Here is a 19,981-nt window from a genome sequence, read left to right on the forward strand (position 1 = left end):
CCGCCAAAGAAAACAGTTCTGTGTCTTGGCGATCCGGAGCGGCCTGTTGCACGTTTTGGCGACGCTAAACCATTGGTCATGTTTCGGGTGGCCCTTGCCTGCGGATGAGATATCGATTCTTGAGATGTTTTGCGGGTTGCGATCGGCCCCGGGGAGGAACAGGACATGTCGATTACGGCCGGCGCCGCGCCGACGCGCGGAGCGATGACGCTCAAGGATTGGGCGCAGCTTCTCCTGCTCGGCGCGATCTGGGGCGGCTCGTTCTTCTTTGCCCGCATCGCCGTTTCCGAGATCCATCCGCTGGCGCTGGTGCTGTTCCGCGTCGCCATCGCCGCGGCGGCACTTCACCTCTATCTGGCAGCCCGCGGCCCTTCGTTCCGGCTCGCCTTCCCGCATGCCGGCCTGTTCTTCCTGCTGGCGCTCACCAACAATGTCGTGCCCTTCTCGCTGATCTTCGCCGGCCAGACGCAGCTCGGCGCCGGCGTCGCTTCGGTGCTCAACGCCACGACGCCGTTCTGGACGCTGATCCTGGCCAATGCGCTCACAACCGACGAGAAGCTGTCCTGGAACAAGTTCGCCGGCATCGCGCTCGGTGTCGCCGGCACCGCGGTGATGATCGGACCTGGCCTGCTTGCCGGGCTTGGCGGACCGGTGTGGGCCAAGTTCGCACTGATCGGCGCTTCGATCTCCTACGCCGTCGCCCTGATGATCGCGCGCCGCTTCAAGGGCGTGCCGTCGCCCGTCATCGCCACCGGACAGCTGACCGCATCGACCATCATCATGATCCCGCTCGTGCTGATTGCGTATGGCCCTGCTGGGCTTTTCTCGGTCTCGCCGCCCGTCTGGGCCGCGGTTCTGGGCCTGGCGCTGCTTTCAACCGCCTTTGCTTACATCCTCTATTTCAACCTCGTCGCCTCGGCCGGCGCTACCAATGCCTCGCTGGTCACCCTGGTCGTGCCGGTCAGCGCGGTGCTGCTCGGCTTCCTGTTCCTCGGCGAGCGGCTGGCGCTGTTCGAGATCGGCGGCATGACGCTGATCGGACTCGGCCTGGTCACCATAGACGGTCGCCTGTTGGGCCGATGGTAGCGGTGTCATGCCACGGCTCCGCCACAATTTATTCACAACGCTTGAGGCGGCTTTTGCCGAAGAGTTTCAACGGCTAACGATAAATCGGAAGTCGCAAATCCCACAATCATGTCGCATTGCAGCACGTTTTCCGCTTGCCTGTGACCCAAATGACTCTAGATTCCGGCCATAGCTCTGAAGAGGAGGCTATGGCATGGGACTGACGAGGCCGATCAACGCGTTGATGATTTGTGCCGCATTCGCATTCATCGGTGCCCTTATCATAGGTGTTCTTCCCTGACCCGCCAAAACCGGGAAGACCAGTACCGAGATATAGTCCAAACAGTTCGAAGAGGCCGGGTTCTACCCGGCCTTTTCCGTTGCGGCCTGCCCTATGCGGCGGCCGAACCCGCCGCCTCCGTCTCATGCGAGCGGATGCCGATCATGTGGCAGACGGCAAAGACGAGGTCGGCGCGGTTCATCGTGTAGAAATGGAAGTCGCCGACGCCGCGCTCGACAAGGTCGAGCACCTGCTCGGCGGCCACGGCGGAGGCCACGAGGGCATGCGTCTGCGGGTCGTTCTCCAGTCCTTCGAAGCGCTCGGCCAGCCAGGCCGGCACCAGCGCCCCGCAGCGCGACGAGAAATTGGCGACCTGGGTAAAATTATGCACCGGCAGGATGCCCGGCACGATCGGGATGTAGATGCCGGCGCGGCGCGCTCGCTCGACATAGCGCTCGTAAAGGTCGTTGTCGAAGAAGAACTGGGTGATCGCCCGCGTCGCGCCATTGTCGGCCTTGCGCTTCAGCATGTCGATGTCGGTGGCGAAATCCGGGCTTTCCGGATGCTTTTCCGGATAGGCGGAGACCGAGATATCGAAATCGCCGGCGTTCTTCAGCGCCCCGACCAGTTCGGCGCCGTTGGCGTAGCCGTCGGGATGCGGACGGTAGCTTGTGCCGACGCCTGCCGCCGGATCGCCGCGCAGCGCCACGAAGCGTTTGACGCCCATATCCGCGAATTCGCGGATGACCGTGTCGACCTGATCGCGCGCGGCATCGACGCAGGTCATATGCGCCGCCGGCGTCAGCGATGTCTCGTTCAAGATGCGCTTGACGGTGCGCGCCGTGCGCTCGCGGGTCGAACCGCCGGCGCCGTAGGTCACCGAGACGAATTTCGGCTTGAGCGGCTCCAGCCTTGTGACCGTATCCCAGAGCCTTGCTTCCATCTCGTCGGTCTTCGGCGGGAAGAATTCGAACGAGACCCGGACCTTGTCGCCGATGTCGGGGCGGCGGGAAAAGCGGAACTGGTTCATCAGGCTGTTTCCCCCATTGGATATGCCTTGGCAGGTAGCGAGTCGTTGGATGGATCGGCGATCAGCAGTCGCTGATCGCGGCCGAGCCAGAGCTTCACCGTAAGCCTTGCCTCGTTGCCGCCACGCGGCTCGAATTCCTGGCTGTCCTCGAGATCGAGGCCGGCCTCGGCGAACCAGTCGGACATCTGCCGGTCGGAAAAGCCCAGCCGCATATGGGCGTGCCGGTCGCGCAGAAATTCGAGATTATGCGGCGCGAAGTCGACAACGATCAGCCGGCCTGATGGCCTGAGCAGCCTCGCCGCCTCGGCGATGGCGCGGGCGGGATCGTCGAGATAGTGCAGCACCTGGTGGATTGTGACGAGATCGAAGGCGTTGCGCTCGACCGGCGGCGAGAAGATGTCGCCCTGGCGTACCTGCGCATTGGCGATGCCGGCCTTGTCGAGATTGGCGCGCGCCACGCTCAGCATCTCGCGCGACATGTCGATGCCGACGCCGCGCCGGTAGAGCGGCGCAAAGATTTCGAGCAGCCTGCCCGTGCCGGTGCCAAGATCGAGCATCGACTGGAACGGCCGCTTGCCGACGAGCTTGATGAGTGCCGCTTCCACCGCCCGGTCCGGCACATGCAGCGAGCGGATGTGATCCCAGCTCGCGGCATTCTCGGAGAAATATTCGGCCGCCCGGTCCTGCCGCTTGCGCTTGACCGCCGCGAGCCGCTCGAGATCGCGCACCACCTGCGGATCGGCCTCGCTTATGGCCGAGACCAGACGCTGGACGAAATCGCGCGAATTATCGATGTCGGTCAACCTGAAAAAAGCCCAGGACCCTTCCTGATAGCGGCCGATCAGCCCGGCATCGAGCAGCAGCTTCAGATGCCGCGAGACGCGCGGTTGGGACTGGCCGAGGATCTCCGTGAGGTCGGAGACGGTGAGATCCCCGCGCGAAAGCAGCACCAGGATGCGCAGCCGGCTGGATTCGGCCGCCGCCTTCAATGTATCTACCATTGTGTCGAGTGAGACATGCATGCGCGAGTTTCTCGTTGAAAGATATAAAGATATGTTTATGTCGATTTCGAAACCGTGGCAAGGGCTATGTCGCTTCCGGACAAGAAAATGGCGCAGCCGTGATCCGCGCCGGCAGGCGGTTTCTCCGGGGGATGAACAGGATGTTTGAGACGCGCGAAGGTGAAATGCTTCTTGCGGCCGACCCGGCGCAGTTGCGGCCGGACGGCCATGTCGTCTTCATCGGCCACATCGTCTCACCCTGGGTCGGTCGCGAGGATTGCCCCAGGAACATGCGCGCCGCCCGCGAAACCGGGCGAACCGCAACAATCCTGATCGACCAGCCCTATCGCCCGGGGTTGCAAAACCTGGAACGCGCCAGCCACCTCGTCATCCTGTCCTGGCTCCATCACGCGCCGCGGAATCTGATTGTGCAGAAACCGCGCCATGAGGCTGAGGCGAAAGGCGTTTTCTCGCTGCGCTCCCCTGCCCGGCCCAACCCTGTCGGCCTGCATGTGGCGAAGCTCGTCGCGCTCGACATCGAGGCCGGCCGGATCGGGATCGACGCCATCGATGTGCTCGACGGCACGCCGGTCATCGACATCAAGCCCTACTACGCTTCCACGGATGCCTTCCCCGAAGCGACCATCGCCGGGCGCGACGAGAAATGAGCGCCCCAACCGGTCGCCGCCGCGCCATCGCCAAGGCGCTGACCGCGCTTTTGCCGCTCGCGCCTTATGCCGACATGGAAAAGATCCGCGCCGAGGCCGGTTCCGTGCATATGAAGAGCTTGCCGCCGACGATCGCGGTGTGGCTGGCCACCATCGCCCATGTCCGCCATGTCCACACCGATTACGAGAAATTGCTGGCCGAAGGCTACGACCGGGATTCGGCGCGCTTCTTCGTCATCGGGCGGACCAATGAGGTGCTTACCCGCTGGCGGGCGACACGGTTGCTCGAGGAAGACGAGGAGGACGAATAGACGCCTGCGTCCTCTACGCAGCATCCAGCCAATTAATTCGGGTGCTGCCTCTGGAAAAACGGCGGCGGCGCCGTACATGGGAAAACGGAGATTCCTCCGTTTATCCCTCCGAATTCATCGCCCTCTGGGCAAGGATCACAGATCATGACTGATAAGGTTTGGTTCATCACCGGATCGTCGAAGGGCTTTGGCCGCGTCTGGGCCGAGGCCGCGCTCGCCCGCGGCGATCGCGTCGCCGCAACCGCGCGCGATGCCGGCACGCTCGCCGATCTCGTCGAGAAATATGGCGACAAGGTCGCCGCCATGAAGCTCGATGTCACCGACAAGCACGCCGTCGACGCCGCTGTTGCCGAGGCGCACGGGCGTTTCGGCCGGCTCGACGTGGTCGTCAACAATGCCGGCTACGGCCATTTCGGCGCCATCGAGGAGGTCACCGAGCAGGAAGCGCGCGACCAGATCGAGACCAATGTCTTCGGCGCGCTGTGGGTGACCCAGGCCGCGCTTCCCGTCATGCGGGCGCAACGTTCCGGCCACATCATCCAGATCTCCTCGATCGGCGGCGTCAACGCCTTTGCCTCGCTCGGCCTTTATCACGCCTCGAAATGGGCGCTGGAAGCCTTCAGCCAGTCGCTCAGCCTGGAGGTCGCGGAGTTTGGCATTCACGTCACCCTTGTCGAGCCGGGCGGCTTCTCCACGGACTGGGCCGGGCCGTCGGCCAAGATCTCCAAGCCGTTGGATGTCTATGAGCGCGTCCGCGCGGCGCTGGCCGAGCGTCGCGGCCGTTCCGTGGCCGGCGATCCGCAAGCGACCGGACCGGCGATGCTGGCGATCGTCGATGCCGCCGAGCCGCCGCTCAGGGTCTTCTTCGGCGATGGCGGCCTGCCGATGATCCGGCAGGAATATGCCAACCGCATCGCCACCTGGGAAAAGTGGGATCATGTTTCGGTGATGGCGCAGGGCGCCAACAAGAACCGGAAACCCTGATCAAAAAACGCGGGCCACGCTGCTTCAGCGGCGTGGCCTCAGGCCTGATAAATCCACTGCTCCGGCACCCGGATGGAAATTTCCTCGCCGGCCCTGATGACGCCCGGCTTCTCGACCCAGGCGACAAGGCCGCGCAGCCGTTTCGCCTCCTTTGGGAAGAGCAGCGCGGTGGCGTCGTGGTCCGCGGCGCCGACATGCTCGGCGATTGACTGCCCGGCAATACGGCAGGGTCTGTTCTGGCCGTCGACCTTGAGCGTCACGCCGCCCTTGAAGAACATCAGCGAGCCGGCCGGCAGCATCGAAAGATGCGGCACGCCCTCGACCGCAAGGTTGGCGCCGATCCACTCCGGCTTGATCTCCTCGAGCCCCATGCGTTGCGCGACGATGGCGAGCTCGTCCGCGGCGACCAGCGACAATTGCCGCTCGTTTCGCATCTCGGTGCCGCGCGGATACCAAGGCTCGCGCCCGCCGGAACGCCGCGTTGTTCCGCCATGGAAATCGCCCTCGATGCCGTCGAAGCCGAGCCGCAGTTCCTCGACCCGTTTTGTCTCGAAATGATCGGAAGGAGCCCTGTAAAGCGCCGCTGCCCTTGCCGTCAGCTTGCGGCCCGGCACGGTCTCGACGGGCGTTTCAATCGTGGAGAACAGGTCTGGCATCGGTTTCGCCATTTGAGTCGGCCGCTTTTCGCATTTCGGCTGCCCAGGCGGCAAGAGCGATCTCGGCCAAAGCCCTGAGGTCCTCTGCCGAAGCGCCGTCACGCGCCTGGATCGACATTCCGTGCATGACGCCGGTCAGGTATTTGGCCAATCGCTCGACGGACAGATTTGCCGGCAATTCGCCGGCCTCTTGGCCCTTGCCCAGCCGCGCTGCGATCGCCGCTTCGGTCGCCTTGCGATATGTCTTGAGCTCGTCCGCGATGGCTTGCGCCTGCGGCGAAGTCGCCAGCGCACCGCTGATGAAAAGGCAGCCGCCGGGCTTACCCGGCCGGGTGTAGGCCTCAGCCGCGCCCATCAGCAGCAAACGCATCGCCTCCTTGACCGATACCGGCGCGCTAAGCGCGTCGAGCGCAAACCCGACCTCCCTTTCGTGGTAGCGCGCTAGCGCCCGACGAAACAGCGTCTCCTTGTCGGTGAAGGCGTTGTAGATCTGCGGCGGCGTCAGGCCCATGGCCTCGCGCAGCATGGCAAGCGAGGTCGCTTCATAGCCATGCTCCCAGAACAGATGCATCGCCGCGTCGAGCGCGGCCTGCGGGTCGAACGCCCGCGGCCTGCCGCCGCGAGACTTCTCAGAATTTTCCATAGTGATCGATACGAAACCTGTTGACTCGACTCTTTTGGATAACGTAACAATCAATACGTAACCTGACAAGCGGAACCATCCGCAGCACGAAGGAGAACCAACATGCCGATTACCGTGACCGCGCCCGAGGGCGTGCTGAGCGCAGCGGGCGAGCGCGAAATCCTGCCTCGCCTCAGCGCCGCGCTCATCGAGGCCTCCGGAGCCACCGGGAATTCATTCTTCACCGCAATCGTCGGCGGAACGGTTCATATCCTGCCGATCGATCGCCTCTATGCTGGCGGCGCCAATCGTCCTGTCGTCATGGTGGAATTGAAGTTGCCGAATATCGGCCTTGCGACCAACGAGGCGCGCGAGGCCTTCATCGCCGCAGCCGCCAGGATCGTCGACGAATGTTGCGTGCCGGGCCACAAGCCCGAGAACACCTGGATTAACATCCTCAACGCTCCCGACGGGGGTTGGGGTATCGGCGGCCGGCAATATTCGGGCGAGGCGCTTGTCGCGGCGGCGATGGCCGCAGCGTGACGGCACCGGTTTGATCACGACATTCTTACCGACTTCGACCTTCTTTCGCCTGCCGCGCGGATTTAAACGCGTGGCAGACGAGAGGCTCGATCATGCAGGTTGGACACGCTGTAGCGGCGCTTTGGCTGTTCTGGGTGGTATCCTGGCTCCTTGCCGCTGCCTGGGCAGATCCAGCGCAAAAGCGCGCCGATCTCAAGTCGGAGGCGCGCTATCGGGTCCTTTGGCTCGCCGGCACCGTGTTGCTGTTCGTGCCGGCGCACGGCTATGCCGGCCGGCTGCGGCTGTGGACGCCGACGCTTGCCGAAGCGTGGATATGCGTTGCCCTGATCGCCATCGGCATCGCTTTCGCCTGGTGGGCGCGCCTGCATCTCGGCCGCCTGTGGTCGGCAAACGTCACCGCCAAGGCTGATCATCGCGTCGTCGATACCGGCCCCTACGGCCTGGTCCGCCATCCGATCTACACGGGACTGCTGCTGTCCATCCTGGCGACCATGGCGGTCAAGGGCACCCTATGGGGTGTTGCCGGCGCCGGCCTGCTGCTCGTCGGCGTCGTCGTCAAGGCGCGGCTGGAAGAGAGCTTCCTGCGCGGCGAGCTCGGCCCGGCCTATGACGACTACGCCAGGCGCGTGCCGATGCTGGTGCCCCTCGCGCCGGCTTAAAGCATCCTGAGCAGCGCGCCGCCGATCGAATAGCCGGCGCCGAAGGCGCAGATCAGCCCGAAATCGCCGGCCTTCATGTCGGCATGGTTCTCCGACAGCGCCACGATCGCGCCGGCCCCGGCGGTGTTGCCGAGCCGCTCCAGCACCATCGGCGCGCGGTCATGGTCGACGTCGTGGCCGAAGGACAATTTCAGGATCATGGCATTCATGCGCGCATTGGCCTGATGCAGCCAGAAGCGGCGGATGCCTGCCGGCGTCAGCCCGTGCTCGGCCAGGAACTCGACGATGAATTTCTGGCCGGCGACCGTGACTTCCTTGAACACCTTGTTGCCGACCTGCTTGATGAGATTGCCCCCAAGGTCGATCATGTAAGGATCGTCCTGGGCGGTGCGCGTGTAATAGCCGAGATTGGTGCGGATGTTGTTCGACATCTGCGTCCAGGTGCGCGTGTCGAGCACCTCGAAGCGCCCCGGCCGCTTCTCGCCCTGCGCCAAACCCTCGACGACCATGGCGACCGAGGCGTCGCCGAAGATGAAATGCGTCTGCCGGTCGCGGAAGTTGAGATGGCCGGTGATGATCTCCGGCGTCGACACCAGGATGCGCTTGTGCGCCCCTGCCCTCACCAGGTTGACCGCGACATGCAGCGCCGCCGCGGCGGAAGAGCAGCCAAGCCCCATATCGAAGCCGGCGCCCTTGGTTCCCAGCGCCTCCTGCATCTCGATGGCGATGGCCGGATAGGGCCGCTGATGGTGCGAGGCCGAGCAGATCACCAGGTCGATGTCCGACCCGTCGACCCCGGCATGGGCAAGCGCCTTCCTGGCCGAGGCGATGCCGAACTCCGCTTCCAGCGACAGCGCGTCGTCCGGCCGCGCCGGAATGCGCGGCGACATGCGGGTCGGGTCGAGAATGCCCTCGCGCTCGATCACATGTCGGCTTCTCACGCCCGAGGCATGGACGATGAAGTCGCTGTCCGATTTCTGCAAGAGCGGCTCGCCGGTGTCGGCGCGGCGCGCATTCTCGGTGTCGACCCAGCTGTTGAAGCTTGCGACCAGCTCTTCATTGGTGATGACGGGTTCAGGGATTTCGGCGCCGATGCCGCTGATGATGACGCGATGCATGTCCAATCCGTCCGAGGGGGCGGCAAGTTGTGCCGAGGCGAGGCGCTACACTTGTCGCATTTGCCCGGTTTATTCCAGCTTAATTCGACAACCACCGCTGGCATTCAGATGGCGGATGCTCAAGCGCGCTTGGCCACGATGAAGATGCGCGGGAAGCGCAGCAGCACCTTGCCGTTCGCCGTCTTCGGATAGGCCTTGGCGATCTTCGCCGTGTAGCTGTCAAGGAACAGCTTCCTCTCATCCGCGTCGAGCGGATCGAGGAAAGGCTTCAGCCCCGTCGCCTTGACCCATTCGACGATCGCTTCGGCATCGGCGAGCGGATGGTTGTAGACGGTGTGCCACATGTCGAGCCGGTCGGCGAGCGGCGACAGAAGATCGTAATAGAAGGACACCGGCGGCAAGGGCCCACGCGCCGCGCCGTCGAGCTTCGCCGAGAACGGCACTTCCGCCGCGGTTTCGCGCATCAGCTGGTGCGAGGGCTCGCCGAGATTGTCCGGCATCTGGACGGCCAGCGCGCCACCGGGCGCCAGCAAGCCCATCAGCCGCTGGAACACCGCCGGATGCTCCGGCAGCCATTGAAAGACGGCATTGGCGAAGATGACGTCGACGGGATGCTCGGGCTGCCATCCGGCGGCATCCGCCAGCTCGAAATTGACATTCGGCAGCCGCGCCCGCGCCTTCTCGATCATGTCCGGCGAGGTGTCGAAGCCGCTGACCTGAGCATCCGGCCAGCGCTCGACCAGAAGCTCCGTCGAGTTGCCAGGACCGCAGCCGATATCGACGACGCGGCGCGGAAAATCGACCGGCATCTGCGCCACCAGATCCCTCGCGGGCCGCGTGCGCTCATCCTCGAACTTCAGATATTGGGCGGCGGACCAGTCCGTCTTGGACATGTTGAACCCTCTTCATTGCCTCCGCACATCGGCGGAAACGCATATGTCGAAAACTGCACAATGTGCCAGACATATCGACACGAATCGTGTCAGTCTTGACAGAAGGGAAAAGTTCCTCTTTTGTTCTATAGCATTTCCCAGGGGGCCACGGTGAACGCCGAAGCGATGAATGCAGCCATCGATTTGGCAAAAAGGACAGCCGGCAAGCGCTTTCACACCGTGCTGGCCGATCCGCCATGGCGTTTTACAAACCGCACTGGAAAAGTTGCTCCTGAGCATCGTCGGTTGTCTCGCTACGAGACAATGACAACCGACGACATATGCGCCCTTCCCGTGGCAGAGCTGACTTTGCAACCTGCGCACCTCTATCTTTGGGTCCCCAACGCGCTTTTGCCGGATGGCCTAGCAGTCATGCGCAGTTGGGGATTCGAATACAAATCGAACATCGTTTGGCACAAGGTGCGCAAAGATGGCGGCTCCGACGGTCGTGGTGTCGGCTTCTACTTCCGCAACGTGACGGAGCTATTGCTGTTCGGCGTGCGCGGAAAAAACGCGCGCACGGAAGCCCCTGGACGCAGCCAGGTCAATTATCTCTCATCGCGCAAGCGCGAGCATTCACGGAAACCCGACGAGCAGTACGAATTGATTGAGAGCTGCTCGAAAGGACCGTATCTTGAGCTTTTTGCCCGCGGCACCAGGCCGAAGTGGACCTATTGGGGCAACCAAGCGGACGAGGACTACAAGCCGACTTGGAAGACATATGCCTACAACTCGGCGGCGGACGCGGCAGAGTGAGCAAACTGCCAAAAGTCGACCTGTTGCCAGGCTGGGATTGCTACGATTGGCGCAATGCTCGGACGATCTTGCAGTACGGCCACGCCAGTGAGTGGTCGGACATTATCGAAGTACTCACTGCTGCACGCCTGCCACATGGCGCCATAGCCGCTAAGGGCGGAAGCAAGACCGAAATGGCGACCGCGATCGATTCAGAATTCTATAAGCGAGGCTGGATCGAGAAGAAGTTCGAAACCAAGATTGTCGTCGATAAGGTGGAAAGCGAAAGCCCGACCCACAAGGTCGATTGTTTCAAAGGAAAGATCGCGCTCGAGGTCGAATGGAATAACAAGGACCCGTTCTACGACCGCGATCTCAACAACTTCCGCCTACTTTACGACCTCAGGGTCGCCGATGTCGGCGTAGTCGTCACGCGTTCCACTGAACTGCAGCAGTGGCTGCATCGCCATCGGGCGGAGTTCGGCCGAGATGCCAGCACATTTGGTGGCTCCACGACACACTATGATAAATTAGAGCCACGTATTCTTGGCGGCGGCGCGGGTGGCTGTCCAGTGCTTGTATTTGCCATGACACCAACAATCTATGTCGATGATAGGTGAATACGCATGGCTGAGCTACAGCATAGCCAGATAAAGCAGAAGCTGCAGGAACAGGTCGTCCCAAATCTGGACGCGACGGACCTTCAAGATGGCCCAGCAAAAGCTGATCACCTCCTATCCCGCGCCATAGCTGCAGTTTGCGTCAGAATAGTCGCCGACGCCGACATTACAGCAGCAGGCCAGGCCGTTGTGGACGGATCGAATGACAACGGAATTGACGCAATTTATTATGATCCGGCCACCGCTACGCTGATCCTGGTGCAATCTAAATGGAACAACTCTCACGGAGGCTCAATCGACTCTGCAGGAGTCCTCAAATTCGTCCAAGGAGCTCGGGATCTCATCTCGCAGAAAAAAGAGCGCTTCAACGAAAAAGTGCAAGATCGCTGGGCGACCATTGAGGATGCGCTTGGTCGGGTAAACAGTGTCGTTTAGTTCTCGGATATTCAGGTTCTGGACCGCTTGACCCCGTTGTGAGTCATAGCCTTAAGGAGTTCGTAGACTCTCAGAACGACACGGGAGACATGTTCTCATTTGAAGTCATCTCACAGAAGCAACTGTTTCAGTATTTCGTTCACGAAGCGGCACCACCGCAAATCGACCTCACTGTCCGCTTGTCACATTACGGGTTGGTCGAGACTCCGTTGCAAGCCGTTTATGGACAATTGTCGGCCAACGATGTTGCAGAATGGTATCGCAAATACGGTAACAATCTTTTTGCACAGAACATTCGAAATTTCCTTGGGTTAAAATCAGAAGTCAATACAGCCATAGGTAAAAGCCTAGTCGAGTCACCAGCCAACTTTTGGTACTTCAACAACGGCCTAACAATACTTGTTGAAAAAATGAAGAAGCAGGCTATTGGTGGCGCCGATCGTTCTGTTGGCATCTTTGAGTGCTCTGGAGTCACAGTCGTAAATGGCGCTCAAACTGTTGGCACCATTGGGCGAACCTTGGTTGGCATATCGGAAGCCGCCCTTCAGGCCAGAATTATTGTAGTTGATGACCCAAACTCTTCCATGGGGCAACTTATTACGCGTGCCTCCAACACACAAAATCGGATTGACGCGAGAAATTTTGTTGCCTTGGACCCCCAACAGGAACGGATTAGAACGGAGTTGTTAGTCAGTGGCGTGAATTACGAATACCGCGAGGGAGAGACACCCGTAGAGAGCGCAGATGGGTTTGATTTCATAGAAGGTATCATTGCGCTAGCTTGTGCCAGCGACGAAATATCGTTTGTAGCATTGGCCAAGGGTTATGTCGGCGGACTTTATGCTGACATAACCGAAACGCCCTACAAAGCTCTATTCAACGCAGGAACTTCGTCTAAGCGCCTCTGGGCGCTCGTACTTCTAGGGCGGCGAATTGACACCTATTTAAGAAAGAACCACGACAAATCTTCTCCAACCGTACGGGGAACAGTGGTACACGGAAATAGATTCCTCATGCATTGTATTTTGAAAGAACTTGAAAAAATACATCCGCACGATGGTGGAAGCACCTTTACAGACCAAGAAGTCGAGGCATCTGCGTCGTCAATGCTCAACAAGATCGACGCCGTAGTTCAATCGGACTATTCCGACGCCTATCTTGCCAGGCTTTTCAAAAACGTCTCCAAATGCACGGCGATAAGGGCCAAAGTGCTCCAGTAACAAGCTCTTACCGCGTCAGCCGCTTGTGCGTCATGCGGTGCGGGGCGGCCGCTTCGGCGCCCAGGCGACGCAGCTTGTCCTTCTCATATTCCTCGAAATTGCCTTCGAACCATTCGACATGCGCGTCGCCTTCGAAGGCGAGCATGTGGGTGGCCATGCGGTCGAGGAACATGCGGTCGTGGCTGATGATCACGGCGCAGCCGGCATAAGCTTCCAGCGCGTCTTCCAGCGCGCTCAGCGTTTCGGTGTCGAGATCGTTGGTCGGTTCGTCGAGCAGAAGCACGTTGCCGCCGCCCTTCAGCATCTTGGCCAGGTGGACGCGGTTGCGCTGGCCGCCCGACAGGTTGCCGACCTTCTGCTGCTGGTCGCCGCCACGGAAGTTGAACGACGAGCAATAGGCGCGGCTGTTGACCTCGTGCTTGCCGAGCTTGATGACCTCGGCGCCGCCGGAAATCTCTTCCCACACGGTCTTGTTCGGCTCGAGCGCGTCGCGGCTCTGGTCGACATAGCCGAGCCGCACCGTCTCGCCCTTGCGGATCGAGCCGGCATCCGGCGTTTCCTGGCCGGTGATCATCTTGAACAGCGTCGTCTTGCCGGCGCCGTTCGGGCCGATGACGCCGACGATGCCGCCCGGCGGCAGCTTGAACGACAGGTTTTCGATCAGCAGCTCGTCGCCGAAGCCCTTGTTGAGGCCTTCGACCTCGATGACGAGGTTGCCGAGGCGCTCGCTCGACGGGATCACGATCTGCGTGTCGGTCGGCTTGCGATTCTGCGACTGCTCGACAAGTTCCTCATAGGCCTTGATACGCGCCTTGGACTTGGTCTGGCGCGCCTTGGGCGAGGACTGGATCCACTCGCGCTCGCGCCAGATCGACTTCTGGCGGGCGTCGTCCTCGCGGCCTTCCTGGATCAGGCGCTTGGCCTTGGCGTCGAGATACTTGGTGTAGTTGCCCTCGTAGGGAATGCCGCGGCCGCGATCGAGTTCGAGGATCCAGCCGGTCACATTGTCGAGGAAGTAGCGGTCGTGGGTGATGATCAGCACCGAGCCCGGATAGTCGCGCAGGTGCTTTTCCAGCCACGCCGTAGTCTCGGCGTCGAGATGGTTGGTCGGCTCGTCGAGCAGCAGCAGATCCGGCTGGCGCAACAGAAGCTGGCAAAGCGCGACGCGGCGGCGCTCGCCGCCTGAAAGGTTCGTCACTTCGGAATCGCCTGGCGGGCACTGCAGCGCGTCCATCGCCATCTCGACCTGCTGCTCGAGGTCCCACAGGTTCAGGCGATCCATTTCGTCCTGGAGCTTGGCCGACTCGTCCGCCGTCTCGTCGGAATAGTTCATCATCAGCTCGTTGTAGCGCTCGATGATGGCCGTCTTCCTGGCGACGCCTTCCATGACGTTTTCCATCACGGTCTTGCTTGGATCGAGTTGCGGCTCCTGAGGCAGATAGCCGACGGTTGCGCCCTCGGCCAGCCATGCCTCGCCCTGGAACTCCTTGTCGAGCCCGGCCATGATGCGCAGGATCGTCGACTTGCCCGAGCCGTTGGGGCCGAGAATGCCGATCTTGGCATCCGGATAGAAGGACAGGTGAACGTTATCGAGCACCTTCTTGGTGCCATAGGCCTTCGACAGGCCGGACATGTGATAGATGAACTGGCGAGCCACGCGCGCTTTCCCTAGGATGGAGTGTCAAGGTGAATGGGGGTTGCGCGCTATGTAGGCGATGAAGCGCCGAACGGCAATCGCTTTCGGCGCGAGGTGGCCAATCCGCGCGGATTCGTCGGGTTGCGCTCCCTATTCCACTCGTCGAGCGGCCGCGACCGCGTGATCGGCGAGCCCGGCAGCGAGGCGATCCTCCTGCAGGCGGCCCCGAGGTCGGCCTGACAGGGTCGGGCCGACAAAAGACGGACTGACTAAGGAATTGCCGCCTACTGAAAACCGATCGCGTCGACCGTGCCCTTCGGGCAACCGGCCTTGGCTGTCGGCGCCGACGCCATCAGGAGATCGGCGAGCTTGCTGTCCGGGCCGATCGGGCCGGACAGGCCGAGCGTGATCTCGCCGATCATACGCCGGCCGCTCGACGGGTCGACAAGGCAGGACACGCGCACGCGATCCCCGGCGCCGGGACCGAAAGCCTGGTTGAAGGCGCCGCGGATCGCATCCGACGTCAGCTGCTTGCCGATGTTCTTGTTGAACAGATCGCGCACCGCCGAGGCGTTCACCGCCCGCATCAGGTTCAGCGCGTCTGAGAAATAGTCCTGCTGGTTCTTGCCGTAGCAGGTGCCGTGCTTGATCCATTCGTGGCGCTCGAGCCTGGACGCCGTGCCCGGCATCACCTGGTCGAGCTCGGCACGCGTCTTGGCATCGAGATCGACCGGCGGCAGGTCTCCCCAATGCGCCGGATTGTCATTGGCCTTGTCGTTCGCCGAGACCTGGCAATAGAAATTGCCGTTCGGCTGCGGCCACAGCCCATGCAGCGTGAAGTGCGAGGCATCAAACTCGCCGGGGCTCTGTGCCTTGCATTCGGGCTTGCTCGCCTTGGTCTCGCAGAAAGCCGGCTGCCAGCTCAGCGCAAAGACATATTCGGGTTTTCCGGAGGCTGACGGCGACGATTTGGCCTGGCCGGCAGGCGCCGGGGTCGTCTGCGCGCTGCCGCCGTTGACGTGGCCGCAGCCGATCTTCACCCAGCGCCGCTCTGGGTCGGCGCCCGGCACCTGGATAAGGTAGTGCGTGGGCTCGTCCTTGTTGCCGGCAAGAAGGTCGTAGCTCTTGCCGGCTTCGGTCGAGATATCGCCAGGGTTCTTGCCGCTCTTGATGGCCTGCGTCGCCGGGCAGGCGCTGTCGGCGACGAACGTGCCGCTCATCTTCACGTCGGCATGCGCCACGCCGGCACCGGCCAGAGCCAGCACCATCGAACCCCACAATGCCCAAACCCGCATCCCGCTCTCCCGGCGATCATTGAACTGTATTGGATACGTCACACTAGAACAGCCGACGTGTCAGAATTGCGATCTTTTTCGCCGCTCGAAAAAACAATCCCCAGCTGAGCGCTTCCGTCGGCGTGTTCGCAAGCGCGCTCATCCTCTTGACGCCAGCAGAACGCTCGCCCAACAGTCGCCGAGGGAGCGACACATGCCATTCGACAGAAACACCAGGCTGGCCTCACCGACCGGGGCCAACCTCAACCTCTATGTGAAACACGTGGAGGCGAAGCCACGCGCCGTGGTCCAGATCAACCATGGCCTGGCCGAGCATGCGGCGCGTTACGCACGCTTTGCCGATTTCCTGAGCGGGCGCGGCTTCCACGTCTACGCCCACGATCATCGTGGCCATGGCGCAACGAAGGCGCCCGACGCGCCGCTCGGCAAATTCGCCGACAGCGACGGCATCGCCAAGGTGATCGCCGATGTCGACGCCGTTCACGACCTGATCGCGGCCGAGCATCCCGGCTTGCCGGTGATCGCCTTTGGACATTCGCTGGGCGCCTCGGTGGCGCTGAACTTTGTCCTGCGCCATTCCGGGCGTGTCCATGCCGCCGCGATCTGGAACGGCAATTTCTCGCAAGGCCGGCTCGGGCAACTGGCGCTTGGCATTCTAGGCTGGGAGCGGATGCGGCTCGGCTCCGACGTGCCGTCGCGGCTTCTGCCCAAGCTCACCTTCCAGGCCTGGGGCAAGGCGGTGCCCAACCATCGCACCCTGTTCGACTGGCTGTCGCGCGATCCGGTCGAGGTCGACAAATATATCGCGGACCCGCTCTGCGGCTGGTATGCGTCGGTCTCGATGTGGCGCGATGTGGTCGACATGGCGCTTCACGCCGGCAAGGATTCCAGCTTCACCGGCGTCCGCCGCGACCTTCCTTTCAATCTCATCGGCGGCGAGAAGGACCCCGCGTCGGACTACGGCAAGGCCGTCCATCACCTGGCAACGCGCATGCAGGCAATGGGCTTTTCGAATCTGGTTTCAAAGGTTTACCCGCAAACCCGCCATGAAAGCCTGAACGAGATCAACCGCGACGCCATCATGAACGATTTTGCCGGATGGGCCGACAGCGTGCTGAAGTCCTGAGCGGCGTGGCCCATCGTATGGGTCGTGACACGGCCGGTGCGGGTTGCTAGAGGCTGCGCTTTGTTTAACGACGGTGATCCATGGCCGAACCTCCGCTGAAAGGCATCCGCGTTATCGAGCTCGCCCGCATCCTGGCCGGCCCCTGGGCCGGGCAGTTGCTCGCCGATCTCGGCGCCGATGTCATCAAGGTCGAGAGCCCCGATGGCGGCGACGATACCCGCAAATGGGGTCCGCCCTTCGTCATGAGCCATGACGGCGAGAACCTGTCGGCTGCCTATTACCACTCCTGCAACCGCGGCAAGCGTTCCATTGCCGTCGACTTCTCCAAGCCCGAGGGCGCCGAGACGCTGCGCAAGCTGGTCGCCACCGCCGACGTGCTGATCGAGAACTTCAAGCTCGGCGGCCTGAAGAAATACGGCCTCGATTACGAAAGCCTGAAGGCGATCAATCCGCGCCTCGTCTATTGCTCGATCACCGGCTTCGGCCAGGACGGTCCCTACGCGCCGCGCGCCGGCTACGATTTCATCATCCAGGCCATGGCCGGCATGATGTCGATCACCGGCGAGCCCGGCCGCGAGCCGCAGAAGGCCGGCGTCGCCATCTCGGATCTCTTTACCGGCCTCTATTCGGTGATCGCCATCCAGGCGGCACTGCGCCATGCCGAAAAGACCGGCGAAGGCCAGCATATCGACATGGCGCTCTACGACAGCCAGATCTCGGCGCTCGGCAACCAGAACCTCAACTATCTCGTCTCCGGCAAGTCGCCGGTGCAGATGGGCAATGCGCATATGAACATCGCCCCTTACGAGGTGCTGTCGGTCAGGGATGGCCACATCATCCTGGCGGTCGGCAATGACGGGCAGTTCGGCAAGTTCTGCGCGGCGGTCGGGCTGGCCGATCTGCCCGCCAATCCGGATTTCGCCACCAACCCTGCCCGCGTCGCCAACCGGGTGAAGCTGCGCGAGCTGATTATCGCGACGCTGAGCACTTGGGATCGCGATCCGTTGCTGGCGAAGCTCGAAGCCGCCGGCGTGCCGGCAAGCCCGATCAACACGATTGGCCAGATGTTCGACGATCCGCAGACGATCGCGCGCGGCATGCGGCTCGATCTCGACGACGGCCATGGCAACCGCCTGCCCTCGGTGCGCGCGCCGATGGTGATGTCGGGCACGCCGCTCGTCTATGAACGTCCCTCGCCGCGCCTTGGCGAGCACACGCAAGAGATCCTTGCCGAACTGGAGAGAGCAGCAAAATGAAAACCGGCGGACAACTGATCGTCGAGGCGCTCGAAGCGAACGGCACCGACCGCATCTTCTGCGTCCCGGGCGAATCCTATCTCGCGGTGCTCGACGCGCTACATGACTCTTCGATCCGCACCATCGTCTGCCGCCAGGAAGGCGGTGCTGCGATGATGGCCGACTGCCAGGGAAGGCTGACCGGCAAGCCGGGCATCTGCTTCGTCACCCGCGGCCCCGGCGCCACCAATGCTTCGGCCGGCGTCCACATCGCCATGCAGGATTCGGTGCCGATGATCCTGTTCATCGGTCAGGTCGCCAGCCACGCCAAGGAGCGCGAGGCCTTCCAGGAAGTCGACTATAAGCGCTTCTTCGGCGACATCGCCAAATGGGTGGTCGAGATCGACGATGCCGCGCGCATTCCGGAATTCGTCACCCGCGCCTTCGCCGTGGCGACGTCCGGCCGTCCCGGCCCGGTGGTTATCTCGCTGCCGGAAGACATGCTGACCGACGAGGTCGAGGCGCCGGAAGCGCTGCCGCACACGCCGGTCGAAACGCGCCCGGGCGAAGCCGAGCTCGACGCGCTGGAAATGCTGCTCGCCAACGCCAAGCGGCCGTTCGTCATTCTCGGCGGCACGCGCTGGAACGAGGAAGCGGTGGCGCATATGCGCCAGATCGCCGAGACCTGGTCGCTGCCGGTCGGCTGCTCCTTCCGGCGCCAGATGCTGTTCGACCATCTGCATCCGAACTACGCCGGCGATGTCGGCATCGGCATCAATCCGAAGCTGGCGGAGCGGATCAAGCAAGCCGACGTGGTGCTTTTGATCGGCGGCCGCCTGGGCGAGATGCCGTCTTCCGACTACACGCTGCTGAAGAGCCCGTACCCCGATCAGGCGCTTGTGCATGTCCATGCCGATGCCGGCGAGCTCGGTCGCGTCTACCGGCCGACGATAGCCATCAATGCTTCGCCCGCCGCTTTTGTCGAGGCTTTCGCCAGGCGCAAGCCAACGGCCAAGCCCGCCTGGGCGGGCGAGACGGAAAAGGCGCACGCCGCCTATCTCGAATGGTCGACGCCGCCCCAGACCGGCCCCGGCGCCGTCCAGATGGGCCCGATCATGGACTATCTCGGAAAGGTTCTGCCGGAGGATGCCATCCTCACCAATGGCGCCGGCAACTATGCCACCTGGGTGCATCGCTTCTACCGCTCGCGCCGCTTCGGCACGCAGGCGGCGCCAACGTCCGGCTCGATGGGCTACGGCACGCCGGCCGCGGTCGCCGCCAAGTCGCTGTTCCCGGATCGCACCGTGGTCGCCTTCGCCGGCGACGGCTGCTTCCTGATGAACGGCCAGGAGTTCGCGACGGCTGTCCAGTATGACCTGCCGATCGTCGTGATCGTCGTCAACAACGGCATTTACGGCACGATCCGCATGCATCAGGAGCGGGAATATCCAAGCCGCGTCGTCGCCACCACCCTCAAGAACCCTGACTTCGCCGCGCTGGCCCGCGCCTATGGCGGTCATGGCGAGACGGTGGAAAAAACCGCCGACTTCGCGCCAGCCTTCGAACGCGCGCGCGCCAGCGGCAAGCCCGCGATCGTCGAGATCAAACTCGATCCCGAAGCGATCACGCCGACCCGTACGCTGACGCAGATCCGCGACAAGGCATAATTGCCGACAGAGTTTAGGCCGAGTTCCTTCGCGCCCCCCTCTGTCCTGCCGCCATCTCCCCCACGAGGCAGGGCTGTCCGGGGAAAGTGTTGGGTGAATCGAAATGCCGCATGTGCATGCCCCGTAAGACGGGGATTTTCCGT

The 19,981-nt window shown here is 62.5% G+C and carries 22 protein-coding genes; 14 read left to right on the plus strand and 8 right to left on the minus strand.

Annotation, left to right across the window (positions count from 1 at the left end; translation table 11 throughout):
- Nucleotides 1–165: 165 nt before the first annotated feature.
- Nucleotides 166–1,086, plus strand: coding sequence for a DMT family transporter (locus FJ419_RS28725; protein WP_140700610.1), 921 nt, complete (start codon nt 166–168; stop codon nt 1,084–1,086).
- Between the two features lie 371 nt (nt 1,087–1,457).
- Here FJ419_RS28725 and metF read toward each other — a convergent pair whose 3' ends face one another.
- Complete coding sequence (gene metF, locus FJ419_RS28730; protein WP_140700611.1) at nt 1,458–2,375, minus strand: methylenetetrahydrofolate reductase [NAD(P)H]; 918 nt, start codon at nt 2,373–2,375, stop codon at nt 1,458–1,460.
- Nucleotides 2,375–3,397 (minus strand): metalloregulator ArsR/SmtB family transcription factor, encoded by a 1,023-nt coding sequence (locus FJ419_RS28735; RefSeq protein ID WP_140700612.1) that lies wholly within the window; start codon nt 3,395–3,397, stop codon nt 2,375–2,377. The genes metF and FJ419_RS28735 overlap by 1 nt, the downstream gene beginning before the upstream one ends.
- 140 nt (nt 3,398–3,537) lie before the next feature.
- Between FJ419_RS28735 and tsaA the strand changes: the two genes are divergently transcribed.
- The 3 genes from tsaA to FJ419_RS28750 all read left to right on the plus strand — a co-directional run bounded on the left by tsaA (nt 3,538) and on the right by FJ419_RS28750 (nt 5,339).
- Nucleotides 3,538–4,044 (plus strand): tRNA (N6-threonylcarbamoyladenosine(37)-N6)-methyltransferase TrmO, encoded by a 507-nt coding sequence (gene tsaA / locus FJ419_RS28740; protein WP_140700632.1) that lies wholly within the window; start codon nt 3,538–3,540, stop codon nt 4,042–4,044.
- Nucleotides 4,041–4,355, plus strand: coding sequence for a DUF2293 domain-containing protein (locus tag FJ419_RS28745; protein ID WP_140700613.1), 315 nt, complete (start codon nt 4,041–4,043; stop codon nt 4,353–4,355). The genes tsaA and FJ419_RS28745 overlap by 4 nt, the downstream gene beginning before the upstream one ends.
- Nucleotides 4,356–4,499: 144 nt before the next feature.
- Nucleotides 4,500–5,339 (plus strand): SDR family oxidoreductase, encoded by an 840-nt coding sequence (locus tag FJ419_RS28750; RefSeq protein ID WP_140700614.1) that lies wholly within the window; start codon nt 4,500–4,502, stop codon nt 5,337–5,339.
- A gap of 38 nt (nt 5,340–5,377) precedes the next feature.
- Here FJ419_RS28750 and FJ419_RS28755 read toward each other — a convergent pair whose 3' ends face one another.
- Nucleotides 5,378–5,995 (minus strand): MOSC domain-containing protein, encoded by a 618-nt coding sequence (locus FJ419_RS28755; RefSeq protein WP_140700615.1) that lies wholly within the window; start codon nt 5,993–5,995, stop codon nt 5,378–5,380.
- Nucleotides 5,970–6,638: a TetR/AcrR family transcriptional regulator gene (locus FJ419_RS28760; RefSeq protein ID WP_140700616.1), complete on the minus strand. Its 669-nt coding sequence runs from the start codon at nt 6,636–6,638 to the stop codon at nt 5,970–5,972. Before FJ419_RS28760 ends, FJ419_RS28755 begins: the two co-directional genes overlap by 26 nt.
- A gap of 102 nt (nt 6,639–6,740) precedes the next feature.
- Here FJ419_RS28760 and FJ419_RS28765 point away from each other — a divergent pair, with 102 nt between their 5' ends.
- Both FJ419_RS28765 and FJ419_RS28770 read left to right on the plus strand, forming a co-directional pair.
- Nucleotides 6,741–7,160, plus strand: coding sequence for a hypothetical protein (locus FJ419_RS28765; RefSeq protein WP_140700617.1), 420 nt, complete (start codon nt 6,741–6,743; stop codon nt 7,158–7,160).
- 92 nt (nt 7,161–7,252) lie between these two features.
- Entirely contained in the window at nt 7,253–7,819 is a 567-nt protein-coding gene (locus tag FJ419_RS28770) for an isoprenylcysteine carboxylmethyltransferase family protein (protein WP_140700618.1), read from the plus strand.
- On the opposite strand, the gene FJ419_RS28775 is transcribed toward FJ419_RS28770, so the two are convergent.
- Nucleotides 7,816–8,937 carry a beta-ketoacyl-ACP synthase III gene (locus FJ419_RS28775; RefSeq protein WP_140700619.1) on the minus strand — a complete coding sequence of 374 codons (1,122 nt, stop codon included), beginning with the start codon at nt 8,935–8,937 and terminating at the stop codon, nt 7,816–7,818. The two genes, FJ419_RS28770 and FJ419_RS28775, sit on opposite strands and share 4 nt — an antisense overlap.
- A gap of 119 nt (nt 8,938–9,056) precedes the next feature.
- Entirely contained in the window at nt 9,057–9,830 is a 774-nt protein-coding gene (tam, locus tag FJ419_RS28780; protein ID WP_140700620.1) for a trans-aconitate 2-methyltransferase, read from the minus strand.
- A gap of 150 nt (nt 9,831–9,980) precedes the next feature.
- Here tam and FJ419_RS28785 point away from each other — a divergent pair, with 150 nt between their 5' ends.
- The 4 genes from FJ419_RS28785 (at nt 9,981) to FJ419_RS28800 (ending at nt 12,879) form a co-directional block, all read left to right on the plus strand.
- Nucleotides 9,981–10,625, plus strand: a complete 645-nt coding sequence (locus FJ419_RS28785) for an MT-A70 family methyltransferase (RefSeq protein WP_246678000.1) — start codon at nt 9,981–9,983, stop codon at nt 10,623–10,625.
- The gene (locus FJ419_RS28790) at nt 10,622–11,224 is read left to right on the plus strand and encodes a BglII/BstYI family type II restriction endonuclease (protein ID WP_140700621.1); all 603 of its coding nucleotides are present in this window, start codon (nt 10,622–10,624) and stop codon (nt 11,222–11,224) included. The genes FJ419_RS28785 and FJ419_RS28790 overlap by 4 nt, the downstream gene beginning before the upstream one ends.
- A gap of 6 nt (nt 11,225–11,230) precedes the next feature.
- Nucleotides 11,231–11,659 (plus strand): hypothetical protein, encoded by a 429-nt coding sequence (locus tag FJ419_RS28795; RefSeq protein ID WP_140700622.1) that lies wholly within the window; start codon nt 11,231–11,233, stop codon nt 11,657–11,659.
- An 89-nt stretch (nt 11,660–11,748) separates the two neighbouring features.
- Nucleotides 11,749–12,879 (plus strand): AIPR family protein, encoded by a 1,131-nt coding sequence (locus FJ419_RS28800; RefSeq protein WP_140700623.1) that lies wholly within the window; start codon nt 11,749–11,751, stop codon nt 12,877–12,879.
- A 7-nt stretch (nt 12,880–12,886) separates the two neighbouring features.
- Here the strand turns inward: FJ419_RS28800 and ettA are convergent, their stop codons facing one another.
- Complete coding sequence (gene ettA, locus FJ419_RS28805) at nt 12,887–14,536, minus strand: energy-dependent translational throttle protein EttA (protein ID WP_140700624.1); 1,650 nt, start codon at nt 14,534–14,536, stop codon at nt 12,887–12,889.
- Between the two features lie 33 nt (nt 14,537–14,569).
- On the opposite strand from ettA, the gene FJ419_RS28810 reads away from it, so the two are divergent.
- Entirely contained in the window at nt 14,570–14,755 is a 186-nt protein-coding gene (locus FJ419_RS28810; protein WP_140700625.1) for a hypothetical protein, read from the plus strand.
- Nucleotides 14,756–14,799: 44 nt separating this feature from the next.
- On the opposite strand, the gene FJ419_RS28815 is transcribed toward FJ419_RS28810, so the two are convergent.
- A complete protein-coding gene (locus FJ419_RS28815) occupies nt 14,800–15,810 on the minus strand; it encodes a ribonuclease (protein WP_140700626.1) in 1,011 nt (336 codons plus the stop codon).
- Nucleotides 15,811–16,003: 193 nt separating this feature from the next.
- Here FJ419_RS28815 and FJ419_RS28820 point away from each other — a divergent pair, with 193 nt between their 5' ends.
- The 3 genes from FJ419_RS28820 (at nt 16,004) to FJ419_RS28830 (ending at nt 19,838) form a co-directional block, all read left to right on the plus strand.
- Entirely contained in the window at nt 16,004–16,936 is a 933-nt protein-coding gene (locus FJ419_RS28820; RefSeq protein ID WP_140700627.1) for an alpha/beta hydrolase, read from the plus strand.
- Between the two features lie 80 nt (nt 16,937–17,016).
- A complete protein-coding gene (locus tag FJ419_RS28825; RefSeq protein ID WP_140700628.1) occupies nt 17,017–18,192 on the plus strand; it encodes a CaiB/BaiF CoA-transferase family protein in 1,176 nt (391 codons plus the stop codon).
- On the plus strand, nt 18,189–19,838 hold the full coding sequence (locus FJ419_RS28830; RefSeq protein WP_140700629.1) for a thiamine pyrophosphate-binding protein: 1,650 nt from the start codon (nt 18,189–18,191) through the stop codon (nt 19,836–19,838). Before FJ419_RS28825 ends, FJ419_RS28830 begins: the two co-directional genes overlap by 4 nt.
- Nucleotides 19,839–19,981: the final 143 nt, after the last annotated feature.

It is taken from the genome of Mesorhizobium sp. B2-6-2 (genome assembly GCF_006440615.1).
In the GTDB taxonomy this organism is placed as follows: domain Bacteria; phylum Pseudomonadota; class Alphaproteobacteria; order Rhizobiales; family Rhizobiaceae; genus Mesorhizobium.